Raw genomic sequence first — 18,128 nt, 5'->3', positions numbered from 1 at the left:
GTCGTTAGGATGACCGCATGACTTTCCACGATCAGGCGGTGGCTGCCCGCGAGGCCTCCCGGGTGCTCGCCACGGCGTCCCGCGCGACCAAGGACGCCGCACTCGCGGCGATGGCCGAGTCGCTGCTCGCCGAGACCGACGCCGTGTGCGCCGCCAATGCCGTCGACGTGGCGCGTGCCCAGGCGTCCGGCACCCCGGCCTCGATGATCGACCGGCTGCGCCTGGACGCCTCCCGCATCGCGGGCATGGCCGACGGCCTGGTGCAGCTGGCGGGCCTCGCCGACCCGGTCGGCGATGTGGTCCGCGGCTGGACCACCCCGGCGGGGGTGTCGATCCGGCAGGTGCGGGTGCCGTTCGGCGTGGTCGGCATCATCTACGAGGCGCGCCCGAACGTGACCGCCGACGCCGCCGGCATCGCGCTGAAGTCGGGCAACGCGGCGCTGCTGCGCGGCTCGAGCTCGGCGATCGACTCCAATCGCGCCGTGGTGGCGGCCCTGCGCACCGGGATCGTCGCCGCAGGCCTGCCCGCCGACGTGGTGCAGTTGGTCGAGGGCGGCCGCGAGGTGACCGCCGAGATGATGGCGGCCCGCGGCCTGGTCGATGTGCTCATCCCGCGCGGGGGAGCCGGGCTGATCAACGCGGTCGTCCAGGGCTCGGTGGTGCCGGTGATCGAGACGGGCACCGGCAACTGCCACCTGTTCGTCGACGCGAGCGCCGACCAGCAGGTCGCGCTCGACATCCTGATCAACGCCAAGACGCAGCGCCCGAGCGTGTGCAATGCGCTGGAGACGCTGCTGGTGCACGAGGCCGCCGCCGAGAGCTTCCTGCCGCGCGCGCTGGCCGCGCTCACCGACGCGGGGGTCACCGTGCACGGCACCCCGGCGGTCCAGGCGTTCTCCGACGCCGTCGTCCCGGCTGGTGAGGGGGAGTTCGACGGCGAATACCTCAGCCTCGATCTGGCCTGCGACGTGGTGCCGCACATGGACGCCGCGATCGCGCACATCCGCGCGCACTCGACCGGGCATTCGGAGACCATCGTCACCTCCGATCTGGCCGCCGCCGAGCGGTTCACCGCGGAAGTGGACGCCGCCGCCGTGCTGGTCAACGCGTCCAGCCGGTTCGTCGACGGTGGCGAGTTCGGCTTCGGCGCCGAGATCGGCATCTCGACCCAGAAGCTGCACGCCCGCGGCCCGATGGCGCTGCCCGAGATGACCTCGACGAAGTACATCGTGGTCGGCCAGGGGCAGACCCGCGGCTGAGGTGCGATAACAGGGTCACGGACGCCGCACGGCGAGGGGGCGCGCGTGGGCGTCCGGATTCGGTATGCTCCCGCGCATGACGACCCTGCTTGAGGCGGCCGCCCATCACGGCCCCGACACCACCGGTGCCATCGTCACGGGACTGGTGGTCTTCGCGCTGCTGCTGTCCCTGCTCGGCATCACCGTCGGCTTCGGTTCGGCTCGCCCGCATACCAAGTCCGAGCGCTCCTGAATGGCGCCTTCCCCCGCGGCGGCCACGCCGCCGCACGCACGCTGGCGCCTCGGCGTCATGGGCGGCACCTTCGACCCGATTCATCACGGCCACCTGGTGGCCGCCAGCGAGGTGGCCGCGCGCTTCGCGCTCGATGAGGTCGTCTTCGTGCCGACCGGAGTCCCGTGGCAGAAGGCGCACCGGCGGGTCTCCCCGGCCGAGGACCGCTACCTGATGACGGTGATCGCCACGGCGTCCAACCCGCGCTTCTCGGTGAGCCGGGTCGACATCGACCGCCCGGGCGATACCTACACCGTCGACACGCTGCGCGACCTGCACGGCCAGCGCGGACCCGACACCGACCTGTTCTTCATCACCGGTGCGGACGCCCTCAGCCAGATTCTCACCTGGCGCGGCGCGGAGGAACTGTTCGAGCTGGCGCACTTCATCGGGGTGTCCCGGCCCGGGGTGAAGCTGGAGGAGAAGGACATCTCGCACCTGCCGGCTGACAAGGTGACCTTGGTCGAGGTTCCGGCCCTGTCGATCAGTTCGACGGCCTGCCGCGAGCGCCGGACCGAAGGCCTGCCGATCTGGTACTTGGTGCCCGACGGTATTGTTCAATACATCACCAAGCGAGGGCTTTACCTGGAAAGCCCTCCGGACAAGGAGATTCATGGCGGCGACTGAGCACGCGATCGAGCTCACGCACCTGGCGGCCCAAGCGGCCGCCGACAAATTGGCCACCGATCTGGTGGCCTTCGACGTGTCGGAACGCCTGGCGTTGACCGATGTGTTCCTGATCGCGAGCGCCGCGAACGAGCGCCAGGTCGGGGCCGTCGTCGACGGCGTCGAAGAGGCCCTGTTCAAGGCGGGCACCAAGGCCCTGCGCCGCGAAGGCGGCGGCGAGAACCGCTGGGTGCTGATCGACTTCGGCGACCTCGTCGTGCACGTGCAGCACACCGAGGAGCGCCAGCTCTATTCGCTGGAGCGTCTGTGGCGTGACTGCCCGGCCGTCGAGTTGACCGTCGATGCCGCCTGAGATCCTGAACGCGGTGCCCCCGGCTCGCACCAAACTCGTGCTGGTCCGTCATGGCCAGACCGAGGCGAACCTGGAGGGCCGATTTCAGGGCCAGCAGGACGTCCCACTGAACAAGACCGGACGCCGGCAGGCGCATGTGGTCGCCGAACGGCTGGCCCGGATGGGCCCGGCGCGCGTGGTCAGCTCGGACTTGGACCGGGCCATGACGACCGCCGAGGCGATCGCGAAGGCGTGCGGTGTGGGGGTGGCCTGCGACCGGCGGCTGCGCGAGATCGACGTCGGCACCTGGCAGGGCCGCACCTCGGCCGAGGTCGCCGCCGCCCATCCCTGGTTCGAGGAAGCGCTGCGCCTGGGCCGTGACTTCCGCCGCTCCGAGACTGGCGAGACGGCCGAAGAGGCCGGCACCCGGGTGGCCGGGGTCTTGGAGGAACTGGCGCGGGTGCACCCGCTGGAGACCACCGTCGTCGTCGGCCACGGGCTGGCGCTCCGCGTCGGCCTGGCCCTGTTCCTGGGCATGGGCATCGAAGGATCCTTCTCGCTGTCGGGACTGTGGAACTGCTCCTGGACCGTCCTCGACCACAACGGACGCTGGCGGTTGCTGTCCTACAACAACGTGGTCCCCAATCACTCCGGCCCGACCGCCTCGGCGAGTTCGCGCTGATTCGCCGCTCCATCCTGAGAATACTGAGACGACCCGTGCTGTGCGGTGAGCCCGAGTTGGTAGTTTTGGCTACGTGAAAGCCGACATCGACGACTATCGCGACAGCCACCTGACCTGGTTTGCTGAGAACGAGGCGAACTGGGACGACCGGGCGGCGCTCCACGAGCGGTCGGGATACGGGATCGAGGAACTGGTCGCCGATCCGGCCCGGATCACCCCCGAACTCGCCCAGGACGTGGACCGGCTGGAGCCGATCGCGGGTGCCGATGTGATTCACCTGCAGTGCCATCTGGGCACCGACACGGTCGGCTTCGCCCGGCTGGGCGCGCGTCGGGTGGTTGGCGTCGACCTGTCCGGAGAGTCGCTGAGCCGGGCCCGGTCGATCGCCGAGCGGTGCGGCGTCCGGATCGGCTACGTGCAGGCCAACGTCTACGACGCGCGGCAGGCGGTCGAGGGCGACTTCGACATCGTCTACACCTCCCTCGGCGTGCTGTGCTGGCTGCCCGAGGTGGCCGGCTGGGCTCAGGTGGTGGCCTCCCTGCTCAAACCGGGCGGACGGTTCCTGATCCGCGACGATCACCCGATGTTCATGACGATCGGCGAGGACGTCCGCGACGGCCTGCGGATCGAACAGCCCTACTTCGAGCGGCCCGACCCGCTCACCTGGGTCGATGAGGGCAGCTACGTCGACGCCCCGGACGCCGCACCGGTGCAGCACGCACGTAATCACCAGTGGAACCACTCCCTCGGCGCGATCGTCACCGCGCTGCTCGACGCGGGCCTGCGCATCGACGCCCTCGAGGAGACCCCCTACGCGGCCTGGTGCGCCTGGCCGGACCTGATGGTCCGCGAGGGCGACCGCTGGCGGCTGCGGGAGGATCCCGACCGGCTGCCGCTGCAATTCATGATCGCCGCGCACCGCCCCCGCTGAATCCTCGCCGCGTCCGGCCCGTACGCGCCCGGCGTCGGCTCTATCGACTCCCGCGCTGCCAGATGCTACGCTTCGACGCGCGTCGATATCGACGCGCGTCGACGAGGACCGAGATCTCGCTCGACGCTTCTTGATCAAAGGAGAAGCAATGACGCTACCGGAGAGTGAAATCTCGGCCCAAGACCGGGCAAACGCGCAATTCGATCCAACGGACGCGCGCAAGCCGCTGATGAGCGGAGGTTCCATCCTGCTGATGAACCTCGGCTTCTTCGGCGTCAACTATGCGATGGGCCTGCAGCAGTCGGCGATCAACCCGCTGTTCAGCATCATCGGTGCGAATCCGGAAGAGCTTCCGCTGCTCAACATGGCCGGGCCGATCACCGGCCTGCTGATCCAGCCGGTCATCGGCGTGCTGAGCGACCGGACCTGGACGCGCTGGGGCCGGCGCAAGCCCTTCTTCGTCAGCGGTGTGCTGCTCGCCGCGCTCATGCTGTTCCTGTTCCCGTACGTGTCGGCGCTGTGGATGGCGGTCCTGCTGCTGTGGATGCTCGACATGGGCGCCAACACCGCGATGGAGCCGTACCGTGCGCTGATCGCCGACAAGCTCAGGCTGTCGCAACGTGCGCTCGGCTACCTGCTGCAGGCGATCCTGATCGGCGCCGGCACCGTCGTGGCGAACCTGTCGCTGTTCGTCTTCCAGCAGGTCATCGCGGGGGCCAACGACGCCGGCGTACCGAACTGGGTGCCCGCGACCTTCTGGGTGGGCGCGGTCTTCCTGCTGGCCAGCGTGGCCATCTCCGCGGCCAAGACCAAGGAGATCGAACCCCCGGCCGAGGAGATCGCCCGGCTCCGGGGGCTGCCCAAGAACCCGGTCGCGGTCTTCACCGAGATCGCGCACGCGGTGCGTGACATGCCCATCGGCATGCACAAGATCGGCATCGTGTACGCCTTCCAGTGGTACGCGCTGTTCATCTGGTGGCAGTTCGGCTCGCACATCGTGGGCACCTCGGCCTTCGGTCTGGACACCCGCATCCCGGGCTTCGCGCACACCAAGGCGTTCGGGGACGCGGCGGGCTGGACCGGTCTGCTGAACGGTTGGTACAACCTGGTGGCCGTGGTCGCGGCGCTGATCATGATCCCGCTGGCCCGGCGTTTCGGTGCCAAGTACGTGCATGCCGCCTGCCTCATCGTGGCCGGCGTGGGCATGTCGGTCTTCCCCTTCGTGCATGACCAGTACCTGATGTTCATCCCGATGATCGGTCTGGGCATCGGCTGGGCCAGCGTGTGCTCCCTGCCGTTCGTGATGGTGACCAGCATGGTGCCCGCGGTGCGCATCGGCGTCTACCTCGGCGTGCTCAACATGATGATCGTGGTGCCCCAGCTGGTCGAGACGATCACCTTCGGCTGGATCTACAAGTCGCTGTTGGCCTCCACCCCGGCGAATGCGGGCCTGATGGCCGGCATCCTGTTCGCCCTCGGCGGGCTCGCGTCGTTGTGGATCAACGCCCCGCGTGCCGACCAGGAGTCGTCGCTGGTTCCGCTCGGGTCTCCCCGTCGTCTCAGCTCGGTCTACAAGCAGGTGATCGTGGGCTCCGACGGCACCCCCGAGGCGCTCGCCGCCGTCGGCCACGCCGCGGGGATCGCCGCTGCCGCCCAGGCACGCCTGGTGGTGGTCACGGCTTACACGCCGGAGCCTTCCGACGAGATCGACCAGGCCGCACGGATTCTTCCGCCGGCCACCGAGGCCGATGTGGCGGATCCTGCCGATGTCGTGCACCAGCGCCTGCACGGACAGCGAGCGGCCCAGGCCGCGATGGACCGGACGATCGCGGTGCTCGGCGAGGACGGCGTCCAGATGGTCGATCAGCGTCTGGTCCAGGACGCGCCCGCCCGCGCGCTGCTGCGTGTGGCCGCGGACGATCCCACCAACCTGATCGTGCTCGGCAACCGCGGGATGCACGCGACCGAAGGCGACAAGCTGGGGTACATCTCCCGCCGCATCGTCACCGAAGCCGCCTGCAACGTGCTGATCGTGCAAGCGGGCAACGAGGTGGTCGCGGCCACCGCGGGCGCCTCGGCGGACTCGGCTTCGTGAACAGTCATAAGGAGAACACCATGAAGAAACTACTCGCCGGCACCGTCGCCGTGTTCATGGCACTCAGCCTCGCGGCGTGCGGCGCAGACAACTCCGACGGCAACCCGCCCAAGAACGGCACCGTCGCGCTGGTGGCCAAGGCCAACTGGGCCCAGTACTGGATGAAGGTCAAGGAGGGCGCGGACGCGGCGGGCAACACCCTGGGCGTCAACGTCAGCTTCACCGGTCCCGATACTGAATCCGAAGGTGCCCAGCAGCTCGAGCAGCTGACGTCGGCCATCAAGGCCAAGCCGCTCGGCATCGGATTCGCCCCGCAGGACAGCGCGCAGGCCGGTGCCGTTCGCCTGATGGACGAGGCCAAGGCGGCCGGCATCCCGGTGGTCGTGTTCGACACCCCGTTGACCACCTCCGAAGTGCCGCTGGGCACGGTGGCCTCCGACAACGAGGGCATGGGCGGCCAGTCCGCCGAGGAGCTCGTCAAGCTGATCGGCGGAAAGGGCAAGGTCGGCGTGCTGGCCCACGGTGAGGCCGGCACCGCTGCGGCCCGTCGTGACGGCTTCAAGGCGTGGATCGCCAAGAATGCGCCCGAGGTGCAGGTCGTCGACGTGCAGAACGGCGAGTCCGATCCGTCCACGTCGCGCGACAAGGCCGACGGAATCCTGACGGCACACCCGGATCTGGCCGGCTTCTTCGGCACCGACGATGACTCCGTCCTCGCCGCCGCCGAAGCGGTGGCCGCCCAGGGCCTGAAGACCGCCGTCGTCGGCATCGACTCCTCCCCGCAGGTGCTGACCCTGCTGAAGGAGGGCAAGATCCGCGGTGTCGTCGTGCAGAACCCCTACGGGATCGGCTACAAGACCGTCGAGATGCTGGTGGAGGCCTCGAAGGGCTCCAAGCCGGCTCAGGCCAACGTGGTCTCGGAGTCCATCTGGGTGACGCCGGCGAACGTCGACTCCAAGGACATCCGCAAGATCATCGGCTGACCTGTCCGAACAGGGCAGCTGGTTGACCAACGACCCGGCCCCGGGGGAAACGATCCTCCCGGGGCCGGGTCTTTCATGGGCTGAACCGGCGTCCGCGAGCGGGGAACATGCGAGGAGAATGGATCAAGTGAGTTCGCCCGACGTAATGCCTGCCCGTACCTCCCCGTCTCTCAGCCCGCGCCGCGGCCTGGTGGTGGCGGTTGTGTCGCTGCTGGGTGCAACGCTGTTCTGGGCCGGGAACTATGTGATCGGCGCCGGCGCGGTGACCAGCATCGATCCGCTGAGCCTGGTGTTCCTGCGCTGGGGCATCGCCGTGGTCCCGCTGCTGGTGATCGCGCATCTGGTCGAGCGGCCGCGCTGGGGCGAGGCGCTGCGGGCCTGGCCGTGGCTGATCGCGCTGAGCGCGTTCGGGCTGGCCGGGTACAACTTGCTGCTCTACAGCGCGCTGCAGTTCACCGACGCCTTCAACGCCTCCTTGATCAACGCGTTCAACCCGGCCCTGATCACCTTGGCGGCCGCGGTGTTCCTGCGTGAGAAGCTCACGCCTCGGGCGATCGGCGGCGTGCTGATCGCCCTGGTGGGCGTCCTCGTCGTGCTCTCCAAAGGTGACCTGGCCGCGCTCGGCGGTACCGGATTCGGCCGCGGCGAACTGCTGATGATCGGCGCGATCCTCGCCTGGACCGCCTACACGATCACCGGCCGCCTCGCGCCCACCCTGCCACCGATCACCTCCACCGCGCTGCAGGCGGTCATCGTGCTGGTGGCGCTCGCGCCGGTGAGCATCGCCTCGGGTGGTCCTGCGCTGCCGGCCACCCCGGCGGTGTGGGGCGCGCTGGTGTTCATCGGCGTGTTCCCCTCGGTGCTGTCCTATCTGCTCTGGAACCGGGCGCTCACCGTGCTGCCCGCCGGTGGCGCCGGAGTGTTCCTCAACCTGATCACCGTCTTCACGGCCGCGTTCACGATCCTGGCCGGGCACCCCTACACGGCCGCGCAGATCCTCGGCGGCGTCATCGTGATCGGCGGGGTGATCCTCACCAACGCCGGCAGTTTCGCGCGCAAACGGACGCGCTGACCTCGCTGGTCACCTACGGCGGACGGCGCGGGCGAGCGCGCCGATGTCGGGCGGCGTCGTCCGGCAGCAGCCGCCGATCAGCGCCGCGCCGAGACCGGCCCAGGTGTGCGCCTGCTCGGCGAGCGTGCTGCCCGAAGGAGCGGCGTGCCAGGTGCGGGTGGCGCCATCGTAGATCTCACCCGAGTTCGGGTAGGCGAGCAGTGGCTTGGAGGTGTGCGCCGCCAGCGCGGTCAGCGCGGGGGCGACCTGCTCCAGGGGTACGCAGTTCACGCCGACGGCGACCACCTGCGGGCTGGCGTCCAGGAGCTCGGCGACCGCCGCCAGCGGCGTCCCATCGCTGAGATGCGCGTCGTCGCGCAGCGTGAACGAGAACCAGGCCGGGATGCCGGCCGCCTCGACGAGTTCGAGCAGCGCGCGGGCCTCCGCGAATTGCGGGATGGTCTCGCAGGCGATCAGGTCGGCCCCGGAGTCGGCCAGCGCCTCGATGCGGACGCGGTGGAAACCGGCCAGTTCGCCCGGAGACAGCGCGTAGTCCCCCCGGTATTCGGAACCGTCGGCGAGATGGGCGCCGTAAGGTCCCACCGAACCGGCGATCAGCAGCGGACGCCCGGCCTCGCCCGCGACGGCTCGGGTGCGGCGTGCGGCGTCCGCCACTTCAACGCTGCGGCCGATCAACGCGACGGCGTCCGCCTCGCCGAGGCCGCGTGCGGCCAGCGACAGGGGTGCGGCCTGGTAGGACGCCGTGGTGGCCACCTGCGCGCCGGCGGCGAAGTAGTCGCGGTGCACGTCCTCGACGATCCCGGGGGTGTCGGCCAGCACGCGCGCCGACCACAGCGGGTCGTCGAGATCGCAGCCGCGCGCCTCCAACTCGGTGCCGAGCGCCCCGTCCAGGACGATCGGCTCGCCCCTCTCGCGGGCGTCCGCGATGAGGTCGGCGACCGGCGTGCTGCTCGACGTGGTCATGTCCGCTCCGTTCCCCGGCTCTTGGCGGCCGATCCGGCCTCAAGAGTAGGCGGGCCGGCCGGTCATTCGGCGGTGAGCTGGGCGACGACCTGACGTGCCGGCTTGTCCAGCGACCGCAGCACGGGCAGCGTCGTCGCCGCGGTGACGATGGTGGCGCACACGGCCATGATGACCGCCAGATCGGCCCAGGGCAGGATGAGCGGCGCCGGGAAGCCCAGATCGAGAGCGTTGGTGCCGGCGGTGAAGACGGCCACGCCGACGCCCGCCATCACCAGGCCGAGGATCGTCGCGGTCACCGTGATGATGATGCCCTCGAAGACGGGCACCAGCACCTGCTGACGCTTGGTCGCGCCGACCACACCGGCGAGTGCCAGTTCGCCTTCGCGTTGCCGGGCCATGATCAGCACCACGCTGACCCCGCCCGAGATCGCGATCAGCAGCACCAGCCCGATCAGGCCGAGGATCGCGGCGGCACCGGCATGCTCGATCTGCTCACGCCCGAGGCGGTTGAGCACCTCGATGATGGACGCCGACAGTGCCTGCAGGCCGACCAGCAGGCCGACGGCCATCGCGATCGGGGTCACGGTGCGGGCCAGCCGCTCGCCGCGGGCGATCACCGCGGAACGTGCCAGCATCCAGGCCGCCGAACGGGCGGGGATCAGCGCCGTCCAGGCGCGGGTCAGCAGCCCGATGGTGAGCGGTGCGGACAGGGACAGCACGATGCTGGTCAGCAGGATGCAGACCACCGCCGCCTGCAGGACGGTGTCGCCGCCGTCGACGCCCAGGTGCGGCGCGAAGACGATGGCGGCCGCGGCGATCAGGGCGGTGAGCAGGGCGATCAGGATGGCACCGATCCAGCGCAGGATGTGCCGGCGGCGCACGCTCGCGCCCGGAACGGTGCGCAGCGCCTCGACCGGCGGCACGGTCGCCGCGATCCGGGACTGGCGCAGGCCCGCGAACACGGCGAACAGCACGAACCCGCCGGCGCCGGCGAGCACGAGCACCGGATCGACACGGACGATGGCGAGCTCGGCCGGGACCCCGCGCTCGGCGAGGGTCTCCACCACGGCCGCGGGCAGCAGGATCAAGGCGAGCACGATACCGAGGACGGACCCGGCGACGGCCACCAGCGCCACCTGGCCGAGCATGATGCGCGACACCTGTCCGGGCGTCGCGCCGGCGAGCGCCAGCCGGGCCAGCGCCCCGCGGCGGGCCTGCACGACGAGGCCGGTCACCGCGCCGATCACGCTGAGGGTGCCGAGGATGGCCAGCACCAGGTTCCAGATCGGCGTGATGAGCAGCGCCGGTGCCTCGGCTTCGGGCATCAGGCCGCTTCCGACGGTGGCGAGCAGGCTGTCGGTGCCGAGCACGGCGAGCACGATCGCGAAGCTGGTCACCACGAAGGCGATCAGCACGGCCAGCCACGACGACCAGGCAGACCGGAGTTCAGAGAAGATGAGCGCGCGCATCAGGCCGCCTCCTCCACGCTCGCCTCGAGGGCGGCCAGCATGGCGGCCACACTGTCGGTGGTGGGTGAGGTCATCTGCTGGGCGAGCCGGCCGTCGCGCATGAACACGACCCGGTCGCACGCCGCGGCGACCGCGGGATCGTGGGTGACGATCAGCACGCACTGCCCGGGGGTGCCGCCGATCCGGCGCAGTTCGTCGAGCACGAGGCGTCCGGCGCGGGTGTCCAGTGCGCCGGTGGGCTCGTCGGCGAAAACGATCTGCGGTTGCTGGGCGAGGACGCGGGCGATGGCGACCCGCTGCTGCTCGCCGCCCGACATCGAGGACGGCAGCGCCGCGCCGCGTCCGGCGAGCCCGACGGCATCAAGCGCCGACTCGATGCGCGCCCGGTTGACGCGCTCGCCGCGCAGCCGGAACGGGAGGCCCACATTGTCGGCCACCTTGAGTGTCGGCATCAGGTTGTAGGACTGGAACACGAAGCCGAGCTCGGCCCGGCGCAGCTCGGCGAGCTGCTTGCGCGAGGCGCGGGTGAGGCTGCGCCCGAGCAGGGCGACCTCACCCGAGCTGGGCTGCTCCAGCCCGGCGAGGCAGTACAGCAGGGTCGACTTGCCGGAGCCGGAGGGGCCCATGATGGCGCACACCTCGCCCTCGCTCACGGTCAGCGAGACGTCGTGCAGGATCTCGACCGAGGACGATCCCACCGGGTAGGACTTGGACAGGTGCTCGGCGACGATGAGCGCGCCGGTGGGGTAGTGCGTCGAAGTGGTCATGGGTCGAGTCTGGTGTGCGCGCGGACGCCGCGGTATCGCCCGACCCGGTCGAGGTGGGTCATCCGACCAGAGCGGCGCCGCTACGACCTGAGTCGTAGCGGCGCCGCCGGGTCCGATGGTTCAGTCGGCCTTGGCGAAGGCGTCCTTGAACTTCATCACGCTGCCGGTCTGCAGCAGGCCGCGCCGGTAGATCCGCTCGCCGACCCAGATCGCGATCGCCATGAAGGCGACCGAGGCGGCCAGGGAGAGCAGGGCGTCGATCCAGCTAGCGTCGCCGTTGAGCAGGCGTCCGGGCATCACCACGACCGAGGCGACCGGCACGTAACTGAGCACCTGGGCCATGGTGCCGCTGGCGAACATGCCCAGCATGTAGACCAGCATCACCACCATCATCAACGGCGCGGTGGTCTGGCCCAGGTCCTGCATCCGGGTGGCCATCGCGCCGACCGCCGCCCACAGGCAGGCCAGCGAGGCGAACCCGATCAGGAAGAAGAGGGTGAACCAGCCCGAGACCGGGGCCACCACGCCGATCATCGACTTGAACTCGGTGAACGACATGCCGACCAGCGCCGTCGCGACGATCAGGACCACCTGGCCCAGCGCCATGATCGAATTGCCGACCACCTTGCCGATCAGCAGATGCCGCACCGGCACGGCGGCGGCCAGGATTTCGACGATGCGGGATTCCTTCTCGGTGACCACCGACTGCGAGATCTGCATGCCGTAGGTCATCGCCACCATCATGAACAAGATGGCGAAGGCGAAGGTGGCCACCGTCATCGCGAGCGCGCTGGCCTGGTCGCCGTCGACCGAGACGAGGTCGAGCGTGGTGCCGGCGAGGATGTCGGCGGGATCGATACCGTGCGCGGACGCGTTGTGCTCGATCTGGAAGGTCCGCACCGCACCCTCCAGCGAGGGGGCATTCGCGAAGTTCTTGACCGCGAGCTCCCAGCCCTTGCCGTCGCTGAAGCTGAGCGCGGCGTCGGCGTCCCCGCGGGCGACGGTCGGTGCCAGCTCGGACGGTTCCACCCGGACGGCCTCGACGGGCGTTCCGTCGGCTCGGGCGAGTTCCACGATGGCGATCGCGTCGTCGCTGGCGACGGCGACCCGCTTGGCGTCACCGGGGCCTCCGCTCAGCCAGCCGCCGACGAAGAAGCCGACGATGAGCAGGCCGATCGTGGAGGCGGTGCCGATCCAGAAGGCCTTGTCGGTGAGCTGGGCCATGATCTCGCGCTTGGCCACGATGATCCACGGCGTGTGGACCGGACGGGTAACGGCGTAGGTGCTCATCGGGTGACCTCCCGGTAGATGTCGCTGAGGGGCCGCACGATCGGCCCGAAGGAATGGACGGCGCCGCGGGCGACGGCCTCGGCGAGCACGCGCTGCGCGACCGTCTCGTCGGCGAACTCGACCTGGGCGCGCGGCCCGTCGATGTCGATCACGGTGACGCCCGGCTGGCCGCGCAGCCAGCCGAGGTCAGCATCGGTGTGCAGTCCGTGACGCGGACGCCCCGCGGTGCGCAGGTCGTTCACGCTGCCGGCCGCCAGCACGTTGCCCTTGCGCAGGATGACGACCTGATGGCACAGCCGCTCCACCAGTTCGAGCTGGTGGGAGGAGAACAGCACCGGGACGCCGCGGCGGGTGAACTCGGTGAGCAGCGCGAACATCTCGTCGACCGCGTCCGGGTCGAGGCCGCTGAACGGCTCGTCCAGGATCAGCGCCTTGGGGCTGGCGATCACCGCGCCGGCGATCTGGACGCGCTGCTGATTGCCCAGCGACAGCTTCTCCAGCTTGTCGCGGGTGCGATCGCCGAGGTTGAAGCGCTCCAGCAGGGCCCGGGCGGCGTCCTTGGCGTCCTTGGCCGGCATGCCGTGCAGTTCGCCGAGATAGGCGAGCTGGGGCAGGATCGGCTGCTTGGGGTAGAGGCCGCGCTCTTCAGGCATGTAGCCGAATTCGGCGCGGTCGCGCGCGGTCAGCGTTTGACCGTTCCAGCGCACCTCACCCGAGGTGGGCGCCAGGACGCCCATGATGATCCGCATCGTGGTGGTCTTGCCTGCGCCGTTGCCGCCGACGAAACCGGTGAACCGGCCGTCGGGAACGGTGAAGGACACGTTGCCCAGTGCGGTGAGATCCCCGAATCGTCGGGTGACGTTGACGACTTCCAGCATGACTCCATCGTTGCGGCCGGGCACCGGTGCCCGCTTCGGCCGGGCGGGCGAAATGTGCGCGCCCTCATCTCATCCGATCGGATGAGATGAACTGCCACACGATGGATCGGCACCTGATGGATCGGCGCCGGACGGATGGGTGCCGGATGGATCAGCGGCCGGCCAGGCCGTGCTCGTAGGCGAAGATCACCGCGTGCACGCGGTCGCGGACGCCGAGCTTGGTCAGGCAGGCCGACACGTGCGTCTTCACGGTGGCCTCGCTGACCACCAACTCGGCGGCGATCTCGGCATTGCTGAGCCCGCGCGACAGCGCGGTCAGCACGTCGCGCTCGCGGGCGGTCAACTGCTCGATGGCGGGGTGAGGGGCGGCGTCCCGGTGGCCGTGCACGGCCTGGGCGATCACCCGCCGGGTCACCTCGGGGGCGAGCAGCGCGCCGCCGTCCGCCACGGTGCGGATCGCCTCCAGGAGCCGCTCCGGTTCGCAATTCTTGAGCAGGAACCCGGCCGCCCCGGCCTCGAGCGCCTCGAACAGGTAGTCGTCGCGGTCGAAGGTGGTCAGCACGATCACCTGGCCGTGCCCGGCCTCGCGGATGGCGCGGGTGGCGGCGAGCCCGTTCGTGCCCGGCATCTGGATGTCCATCAGGGTCACGTCGGGCCGCTCCCGCTCGGCGAGCGCGATCGCCGCCCGCCCGTCGGATGCCTCCCCGACCAGCTCGATGTCGTCCTCGACGCTGAGCATCAGCGCGAAGGCGCGGCGGATCAGGGATTGGTCGTCGGCGAGTGCGACGCGGATCATGCGGAGACCTTTCGGGGAATGGTGGCGCGGACGCGATAGCCGTGGGTCGCGCGCGGGCCGATGTCGAGCTGCCCGCCGAGCGCGTGCACCCGCTCGCGCATGCCGACGTGGCCCAGTCCCGATCCGGTGGTGTGCGGGATCGGCGTCCCGTTGTCGGTGACCTCGATCTCGATCGCTGACTCGGTCACCCGGAGCACGACCCGCACCTCGTCGGCGGTGGAATGGCGGCGGACGTTGGTGAGCGCCTCCTGCGCGATCCGCAGCAGGCTGCTGGCCTGGGTCGGTGTCAGCATGGACGCCTGGACCGGATCGCCGACGGTGTCGAAGCTCACCCGCAGCGTGGGCGTGCTGGCCTCCTCGCACAACTGCTCCAGCGAGTTCAGCGAGCGGTCGTCGCCGTCGGCGTCCGCATCGCGCAACGAGCCGAGCAGACCGCGCAGTTCCTCGACCGCGCCCCGGGACAACCCCTCCACCTCCTGCATCGCCTCGGAGGCCAGCTCGGGCCGGGTGGCCATGGCGCGCCGGGCGGCGGCGGTCTGGACGCCGATCAGCGAAATGTGATGGGCCACCGAATCGTGCAGGTCGCGGGCGATGCGCAGCCGCTCGGCGAGCACCGCCTGGCGTGCCAACTGCTCGCCCTGGCGTTCGATCATGGCGCGGGAGCGGAGCAGATCGTCCTCGGCCTTGGCCTGCAGCCACGCCTGCCGGCCCAGGAACAGCGCTGCCCCGAAATAGGCGAGGTTGGTGGTGATCGTTGCCAAGTAGTACCAGCCGTCGCGCGGGAGTTCGATCACCGCGCGCGTGTAGGCGTCCGAGACCACCAGCCAGATCAGCATGCTGGCCAGGACGGCGATCGTCGCCAGCATCAAGGTGTCGCGCCGGCGGGCGTAGGCCATGGCGGTGTAGATGCCCAGGAAGTAGAGCACCTGCATACCGGACAGCTGGGTGACCAAGGGAAAGTTGACGCCGGTGATGATGAAGTGCGCACCAGAACCCAGCAGCAGGATCGCCACCGGGAACCGGCGCCGCACCGCGATCAGCAGGCTGCCCGACGCGATCGCCACCAGGTTCGGCCACAGCGGCGTGACGTACTCGGCCGCCTCTGGGATCTGGGTGAAGGTCATCAGCGACGCGGCGGACACCAGCGCGAGGATCAGCGCGATCAGCACGTCACCGAGCCACGGACCGGACGGCGTGGGGCGCACATAGTCCTCGTCCAGCCCGAAGAACGCGCGGACGGAGAAGGCGCGGGGGGCAGCAGACACGTCGGTCAGCCTAGCCAGATCACGAGACGGACGGGCCGCGCATCCGCCGCGAGGCGCGCGCCGCCGTGATGGAATACCCCCATGCCGATTCTGAACAAAGACATGACGTTGTGCATCTCGCTGGCGGGGCGTCCCTCCAACATCGGGACCCGATTCCACAACTACCTCTACGACGAACTCGGGCTGAACTTCATCTACAAGGCCTTCACCACCGACGACATCGCGGCCGCGATCGCCGGCGTGCGCGGGCTCGGCATCCGCGGATGCTCGGTCTCGATGCCGTTCAAGGAGGCGGTGATCCCGCTGGTCGACGTGATCGAGCCGTCGGCGGCCGCGATCGAGTCGGTGAACACCATCGTGAACGACGCCGGACGGCTCACGGCGTCCAACACCGACTACGAGGCGGTCGCCGAACTGCTCGCCGAACGCGCCATCGATCCGGCGTCCCCGGTGCTGGTGCGCGGCTCGGGAGGCATGGCGAAAGCCGTCGTCGCCGCCTTCCGTGGCGCCGGTTTCGACGACCTGACCGTGCTCGCGCGCAACGCTGCTGCCGGACGCGAGTTGGCCGCGAAGTACGGCTACCGCGCCGCGACGACCGACCCGGAGCCGGGTGCCGCGGTGATCGTCAACGTCACCCCGCTCGGCATGAACGGCCCGGACGCCGACGTGCTCGCCTTCTCGGCCGAGCAGGTGGCCGCCGCACGGATCGTGTTCGACGTGGTTGCGTTTCCTGCCGAGACGCCGCTCATCAAAGCGGCGCGTGCGGCCGGCCGCGCGGTGATCACCGGCGCCGACGTGATCGCCCTGCAGGCAGCCCGCCAGTTCGCGCGCTACACCGGCGTGACCCCGACGCGCGAGCAGGTCGAGCGCGCCTCCGCCTTCTCGCGCGAAGATTGACCGCGTGGGGCCACTCGCGTCCACGGCCGGTTTCGCGCTAGGGTCGCTCGCAGACACGGGGTGCCCGCGAGGGCTGAGATCACACCCGGGAACCTGATCGAGTTCGGACTCGCGGAGGGATGTCGATGAGCAGGGCCAGACAGCCGCACCGTCTTTCGATTCTGCGCGTTCTCGTTTCGGTCTCGGCCCCTGGGCGCCGAGCTGAGAAACGAGAGGATCAACGATGACCGAGAGATTCACCGATGTGCTGCGCCGGCACAACCAGGACACCTGGGATCAGGCGGTCTCCCACCGCTTCGTGACCGAGTTGTTCGACGGGAGCATCGACGACGCCGTGATGGCCGGTTATCTCGTGCAGGATTACCGATTCCTGGACAGCTTCCTCGTGCTGCTCGGTTCGGCCGTGGCCAGCGCGGACGCCCTCCCCCCGCGTTTGCGGCTGGCCCGCTTCATCGGGGAGATCGCCGGTGATGAGAACACCTACTTCCTGCGCGCCTTCGAGGCGCTCGGCGTCAGCGAAGAGCAGCGTTCGGAGATTCCCGACACTGAGCCGACGGCGGCGTTCACCGCGTTGTTCCGCGAGGCCGCTGACACACGTGAATATGCGGCGATCCTGGCGGTGCTGCTCGTCGCCGAATGGCTCTACCTCGACTGGGCGACGAAGGCGCCCAAGCCGCTGCCGGACAACTTCGTGCACGCGGACTGGATCATCCTGCATGACTATCCGGAGTTCCACGACCTGGTCGGTTTCCTTCGCTCCGAACTCGACCGGGTCGGCCCCGCTCAGCGTGCGCTCGCCGAGGATTTCTTCGGACGCGCCGTCGCGATCGAACTCGCGTTCTTCGACGCCAGCTACGCCCATCCCGTCACGGGGGCCGCGCGGCTCCGGGAGGCCCCGACCGCTGGCAGCAGCAGCTCGCCCCGGTAGTCGTCAGGCCATCCATCGTGCGGGTGGGTGCTGCTCCCGCCCGCACGAGCGTGGTTCAATCGCTCGGTGGCGACTCGCCACGCCGAATCCGTCCGTGACGAGGACGCCGACACTCTAGGAGCAATCATGAGCACCGCACGCGTCCAGGCCTTTCTCGACTCCCACGACACCGGGCTCGAGGTCATCCACACCGGCACGGACACCTCCACGGTCGAGACCGCCGCGGCCACCCTCGGCGTGCAACCGGCCCAGATCGCCAAGACGCTCGCGGTGCGCGCCAAGGACGGCCCCGTGCTGGTCGTCGCCCGCGGCGATGCCCGCCTCGACAACGCCAAGTTCCGCAACCAGTTCGGCATCAAGCCCCGGATGCTGCCCGCCGCCGAGGCCGAGGAGTTCACCGGCCAACCGGTCGGCGGCGTCAGCCCCTTCGGTCACTCCGACACCGTCGCGATCTATTGCGACGCCTCCTTGCGCGATTTCGACATCGTCTATCCCGCCGGTGGCAGCCCGAGCAGCGCCGTCCGGATCACCCCTGATCGGCTCGCCCAGCTCGTCTCGGCCGCCTGGGTCGACGTCACCAAGACCCCGGAGGCGCCGCAAGCCTGAGGATCGGCGTGAGGCCCT

The 18,128-nt window shown here is 69.8% G+C and carries 19 protein-coding genes and 1 riboswitch; of the genes, 12 read left to right on the top strand and 7 right to left on the bottom strand.

All coding sequences use genetic code 11. The annotated features are described in order from the left end of the window. The first annotated feature begins 17 nt into the window (after positions 1-17). From QM708_RS02910 to QM708_RS02870, 9 genes are all read left to right on the top strand, one after another. Positions 18-1,259: a glutamate-5-semialdehyde dehydrogenase gene (locus QM708_RS02910; RefSeq protein ID WP_415104216.1), complete on the top strand. Its 1,242-nt coding sequence runs from the start codon at positions 18-20 to the stop codon at positions 1,257-1,259. 76 nt (positions 1,260-1,335) lie between these two features. Next, a complete protein-coding gene (locus QM708_RS02905; protein WP_415104214.1) occupies positions 1,336-1,491 on the top strand; it encodes a hypothetical protein in 156 nt (51 codons plus the stop codon). Then, entirely contained in the window at positions 1,492-2,157 is a 666-nt protein-coding gene (nadD, locus tag QM708_RS02900; protein ID WP_415104212.1) for a nicotinate-nucleotide adenylyltransferase, read from the top strand. After that, complete coding sequence (gene rsfS / locus QM708_RS02895) at positions 2,144-2,509, top strand: ribosome silencing factor (RefSeq protein ID WP_415104210.1); 366 nt, start codon at positions 2,144-2,146, stop codon at positions 2,507-2,509. Before nadD ends, rsfS begins: the two co-directional genes overlap by 14 nt. Beyond that, entirely contained in the window at positions 2,499-3,170 is a 672-nt protein-coding gene (locus QM708_RS02890; RefSeq protein ID WP_415104208.1) for a histidine phosphatase family protein, read from the top strand. The genes rsfS and QM708_RS02890 overlap by 11 nt, the downstream gene beginning before the upstream one ends. Positions 3,171-3,243: 73 nt before the next feature. Continuing rightward, on the top strand, positions 3,244-4,101 hold the full coding sequence (locus QM708_RS02885; protein WP_415104206.1) for a class I SAM-dependent methyltransferase: 858 nt from the start codon (positions 3,244-3,246) through the stop codon (positions 4,099-4,101). A gap of 148 nt (positions 4,102-4,249) precedes the next feature. Beyond that, entirely contained in the window at positions 4,250-6,196 is a 1,947-nt protein-coding gene (locus QM708_RS02880; protein WP_415104204.1) for an MFS transporter, read from the top strand. 20 nt (positions 6,197-6,216) lie between these two features. Next, complete coding sequence (locus QM708_RS02875) at positions 6,217-7,179, top strand: substrate-binding domain-containing protein (RefSeq protein ID WP_415104202.1); 963 nt, start codon at positions 6,217-6,219, stop codon at positions 7,177-7,179. Positions 7,180-7,306: 127 nt separating this feature from the next. After that, the gene (locus tag QM708_RS02870; RefSeq protein WP_415104200.1) at positions 7,307-8,251 is read left to right on the top strand and encodes a DMT family transporter; all 945 of its coding nucleotides are present in this window, start codon (positions 7,307-7,309) and stop codon (positions 8,249-8,251) included. A 9-nt stretch (positions 8,252-8,260) separates the two neighbouring features. Here the strand turns inward: QM708_RS02870 and mmuM are convergent, their stop codons facing one another. The 7 genes from mmuM to QM708_RS02835 all read right to left on the bottom strand — a co-directional run bounded on the left by mmuM (position 8,261) and on the right by QM708_RS02835 (position 15,679). Further along, the gene (gene mmuM / locus QM708_RS02865; protein ID WP_415104198.1) at positions 8,261-9,214 is read right to left on the bottom strand and encodes a homocysteine S-methyltransferase; all 954 of its coding nucleotides are present in this window, start codon (positions 9,212-9,214) and stop codon (positions 8,261-8,263) included. Between the two features lie 62 nt (positions 9,215-9,276). Further along, a complete protein-coding gene (locus tag QM708_RS02860) occupies positions 9,277-10,683 on the bottom strand; it encodes an FtsX-like permease family protein (RefSeq protein ID WP_415104196.1) in 1,407 nt (468 codons plus the stop codon). After that, positions 10,683-11,450 (bottom strand): ABC transporter ATP-binding protein, encoded by a 768-nt coding sequence (locus tag QM708_RS02855; RefSeq protein ID WP_415104194.1) that lies wholly within the window; start codon positions 11,448-11,450, stop codon positions 10,683-10,685. Before QM708_RS02855 ends, QM708_RS02860 begins: the two co-directional genes overlap by 1 nt. Before the next feature lie 120 nt (positions 11,451-11,570). After that, a complete protein-coding gene (locus tag QM708_RS02850) occupies positions 11,571-12,740 on the bottom strand; it encodes an ABC transporter permease (protein WP_415104192.1) in 1,170 nt (389 codons plus the stop codon). Then, positions 12,737-13,618 (bottom strand): ABC transporter ATP-binding protein, encoded by an 882-nt coding sequence (locus QM708_RS02845; RefSeq protein ID WP_415104190.1) that lies wholly within the window; start codon positions 13,616-13,618, stop codon positions 12,737-12,739. The genes QM708_RS02850 and QM708_RS02845 overlap by 4 nt, the downstream gene beginning before the upstream one ends. 151 nt (positions 13,619-13,769) lie before the next feature. After that, the gene (locus tag QM708_RS02840; RefSeq protein ID WP_415111245.1) at positions 13,770-14,411 is read right to left on the bottom strand and encodes a response regulator; all 642 of its coding nucleotides are present in this window, start codon (positions 14,409-14,411) and stop codon (positions 13,770-13,772) included. Beyond that, positions 14,411-15,679, bottom strand: a complete 1,269-nt coding sequence (locus QM708_RS02835; protein ID WP_415104188.1) for a sensor histidine kinase — start codon at positions 15,677-15,679, stop codon at positions 14,411-14,413. The genes QM708_RS02840 and QM708_RS02835 overlap by 1 nt, the downstream gene beginning before the upstream one ends. 81 nt (positions 15,680-15,760) lie before the next feature. Here QM708_RS02835 and QM708_RS02830 point away from each other — a divergent pair, with 81 nt between their 5' ends. The 3 genes from QM708_RS02830 to QM708_RS02820 all read left to right on the top strand — a co-directional run bounded on the left by QM708_RS02830 (position 15,761) and on the right by QM708_RS02820 (position 18,110). Continuing rightward, positions 15,761-16,576, top strand: coding sequence for a shikimate 5-dehydrogenase (locus QM708_RS02830; protein ID WP_415104186.1), 816 nt, complete (start codon positions 15,761-15,763; stop codon positions 16,574-16,576). A gap of 46 nt (positions 16,577-16,622) precedes the next feature. After that, positions 16,623-16,713: riboswitch (TPP riboswitch) on the top strand. Positions 16,714-16,799: 86 nt separating this feature from the next. After that, positions 16,800-17,504, top strand: a complete 705-nt coding sequence (locus tag QM708_RS02825; protein ID WP_415104184.1) for a TenA family protein — start codon at positions 16,800-16,802, stop codon at positions 17,502-17,504. A gap of 126 nt (positions 17,505-17,630) precedes the next feature. Next, positions 17,631-18,110: a YbaK/EbsC family protein gene (locus QM708_RS02820; RefSeq protein WP_415104182.1), complete on the top strand. Its 480-nt coding sequence runs from the start codon at positions 17,631-17,633 to the stop codon at positions 18,108-18,110. Positions 18,111-18,128: the final 18 nt, after the last annotated feature.

It is taken from the genome of Propioniciclava sp. (genome assembly GCF_047602245.1).
In the GTDB taxonomy this organism is placed as follows: Bacteria; Actinomycetota; Actinomycetes; order Propionibacteriales; family Propionibacteriaceae; genus Propioniciclava.
Note: the sequence above shows the minus strand (reverse complement) of the source record. Positions and strands in the feature narration are given on the sequence as shown.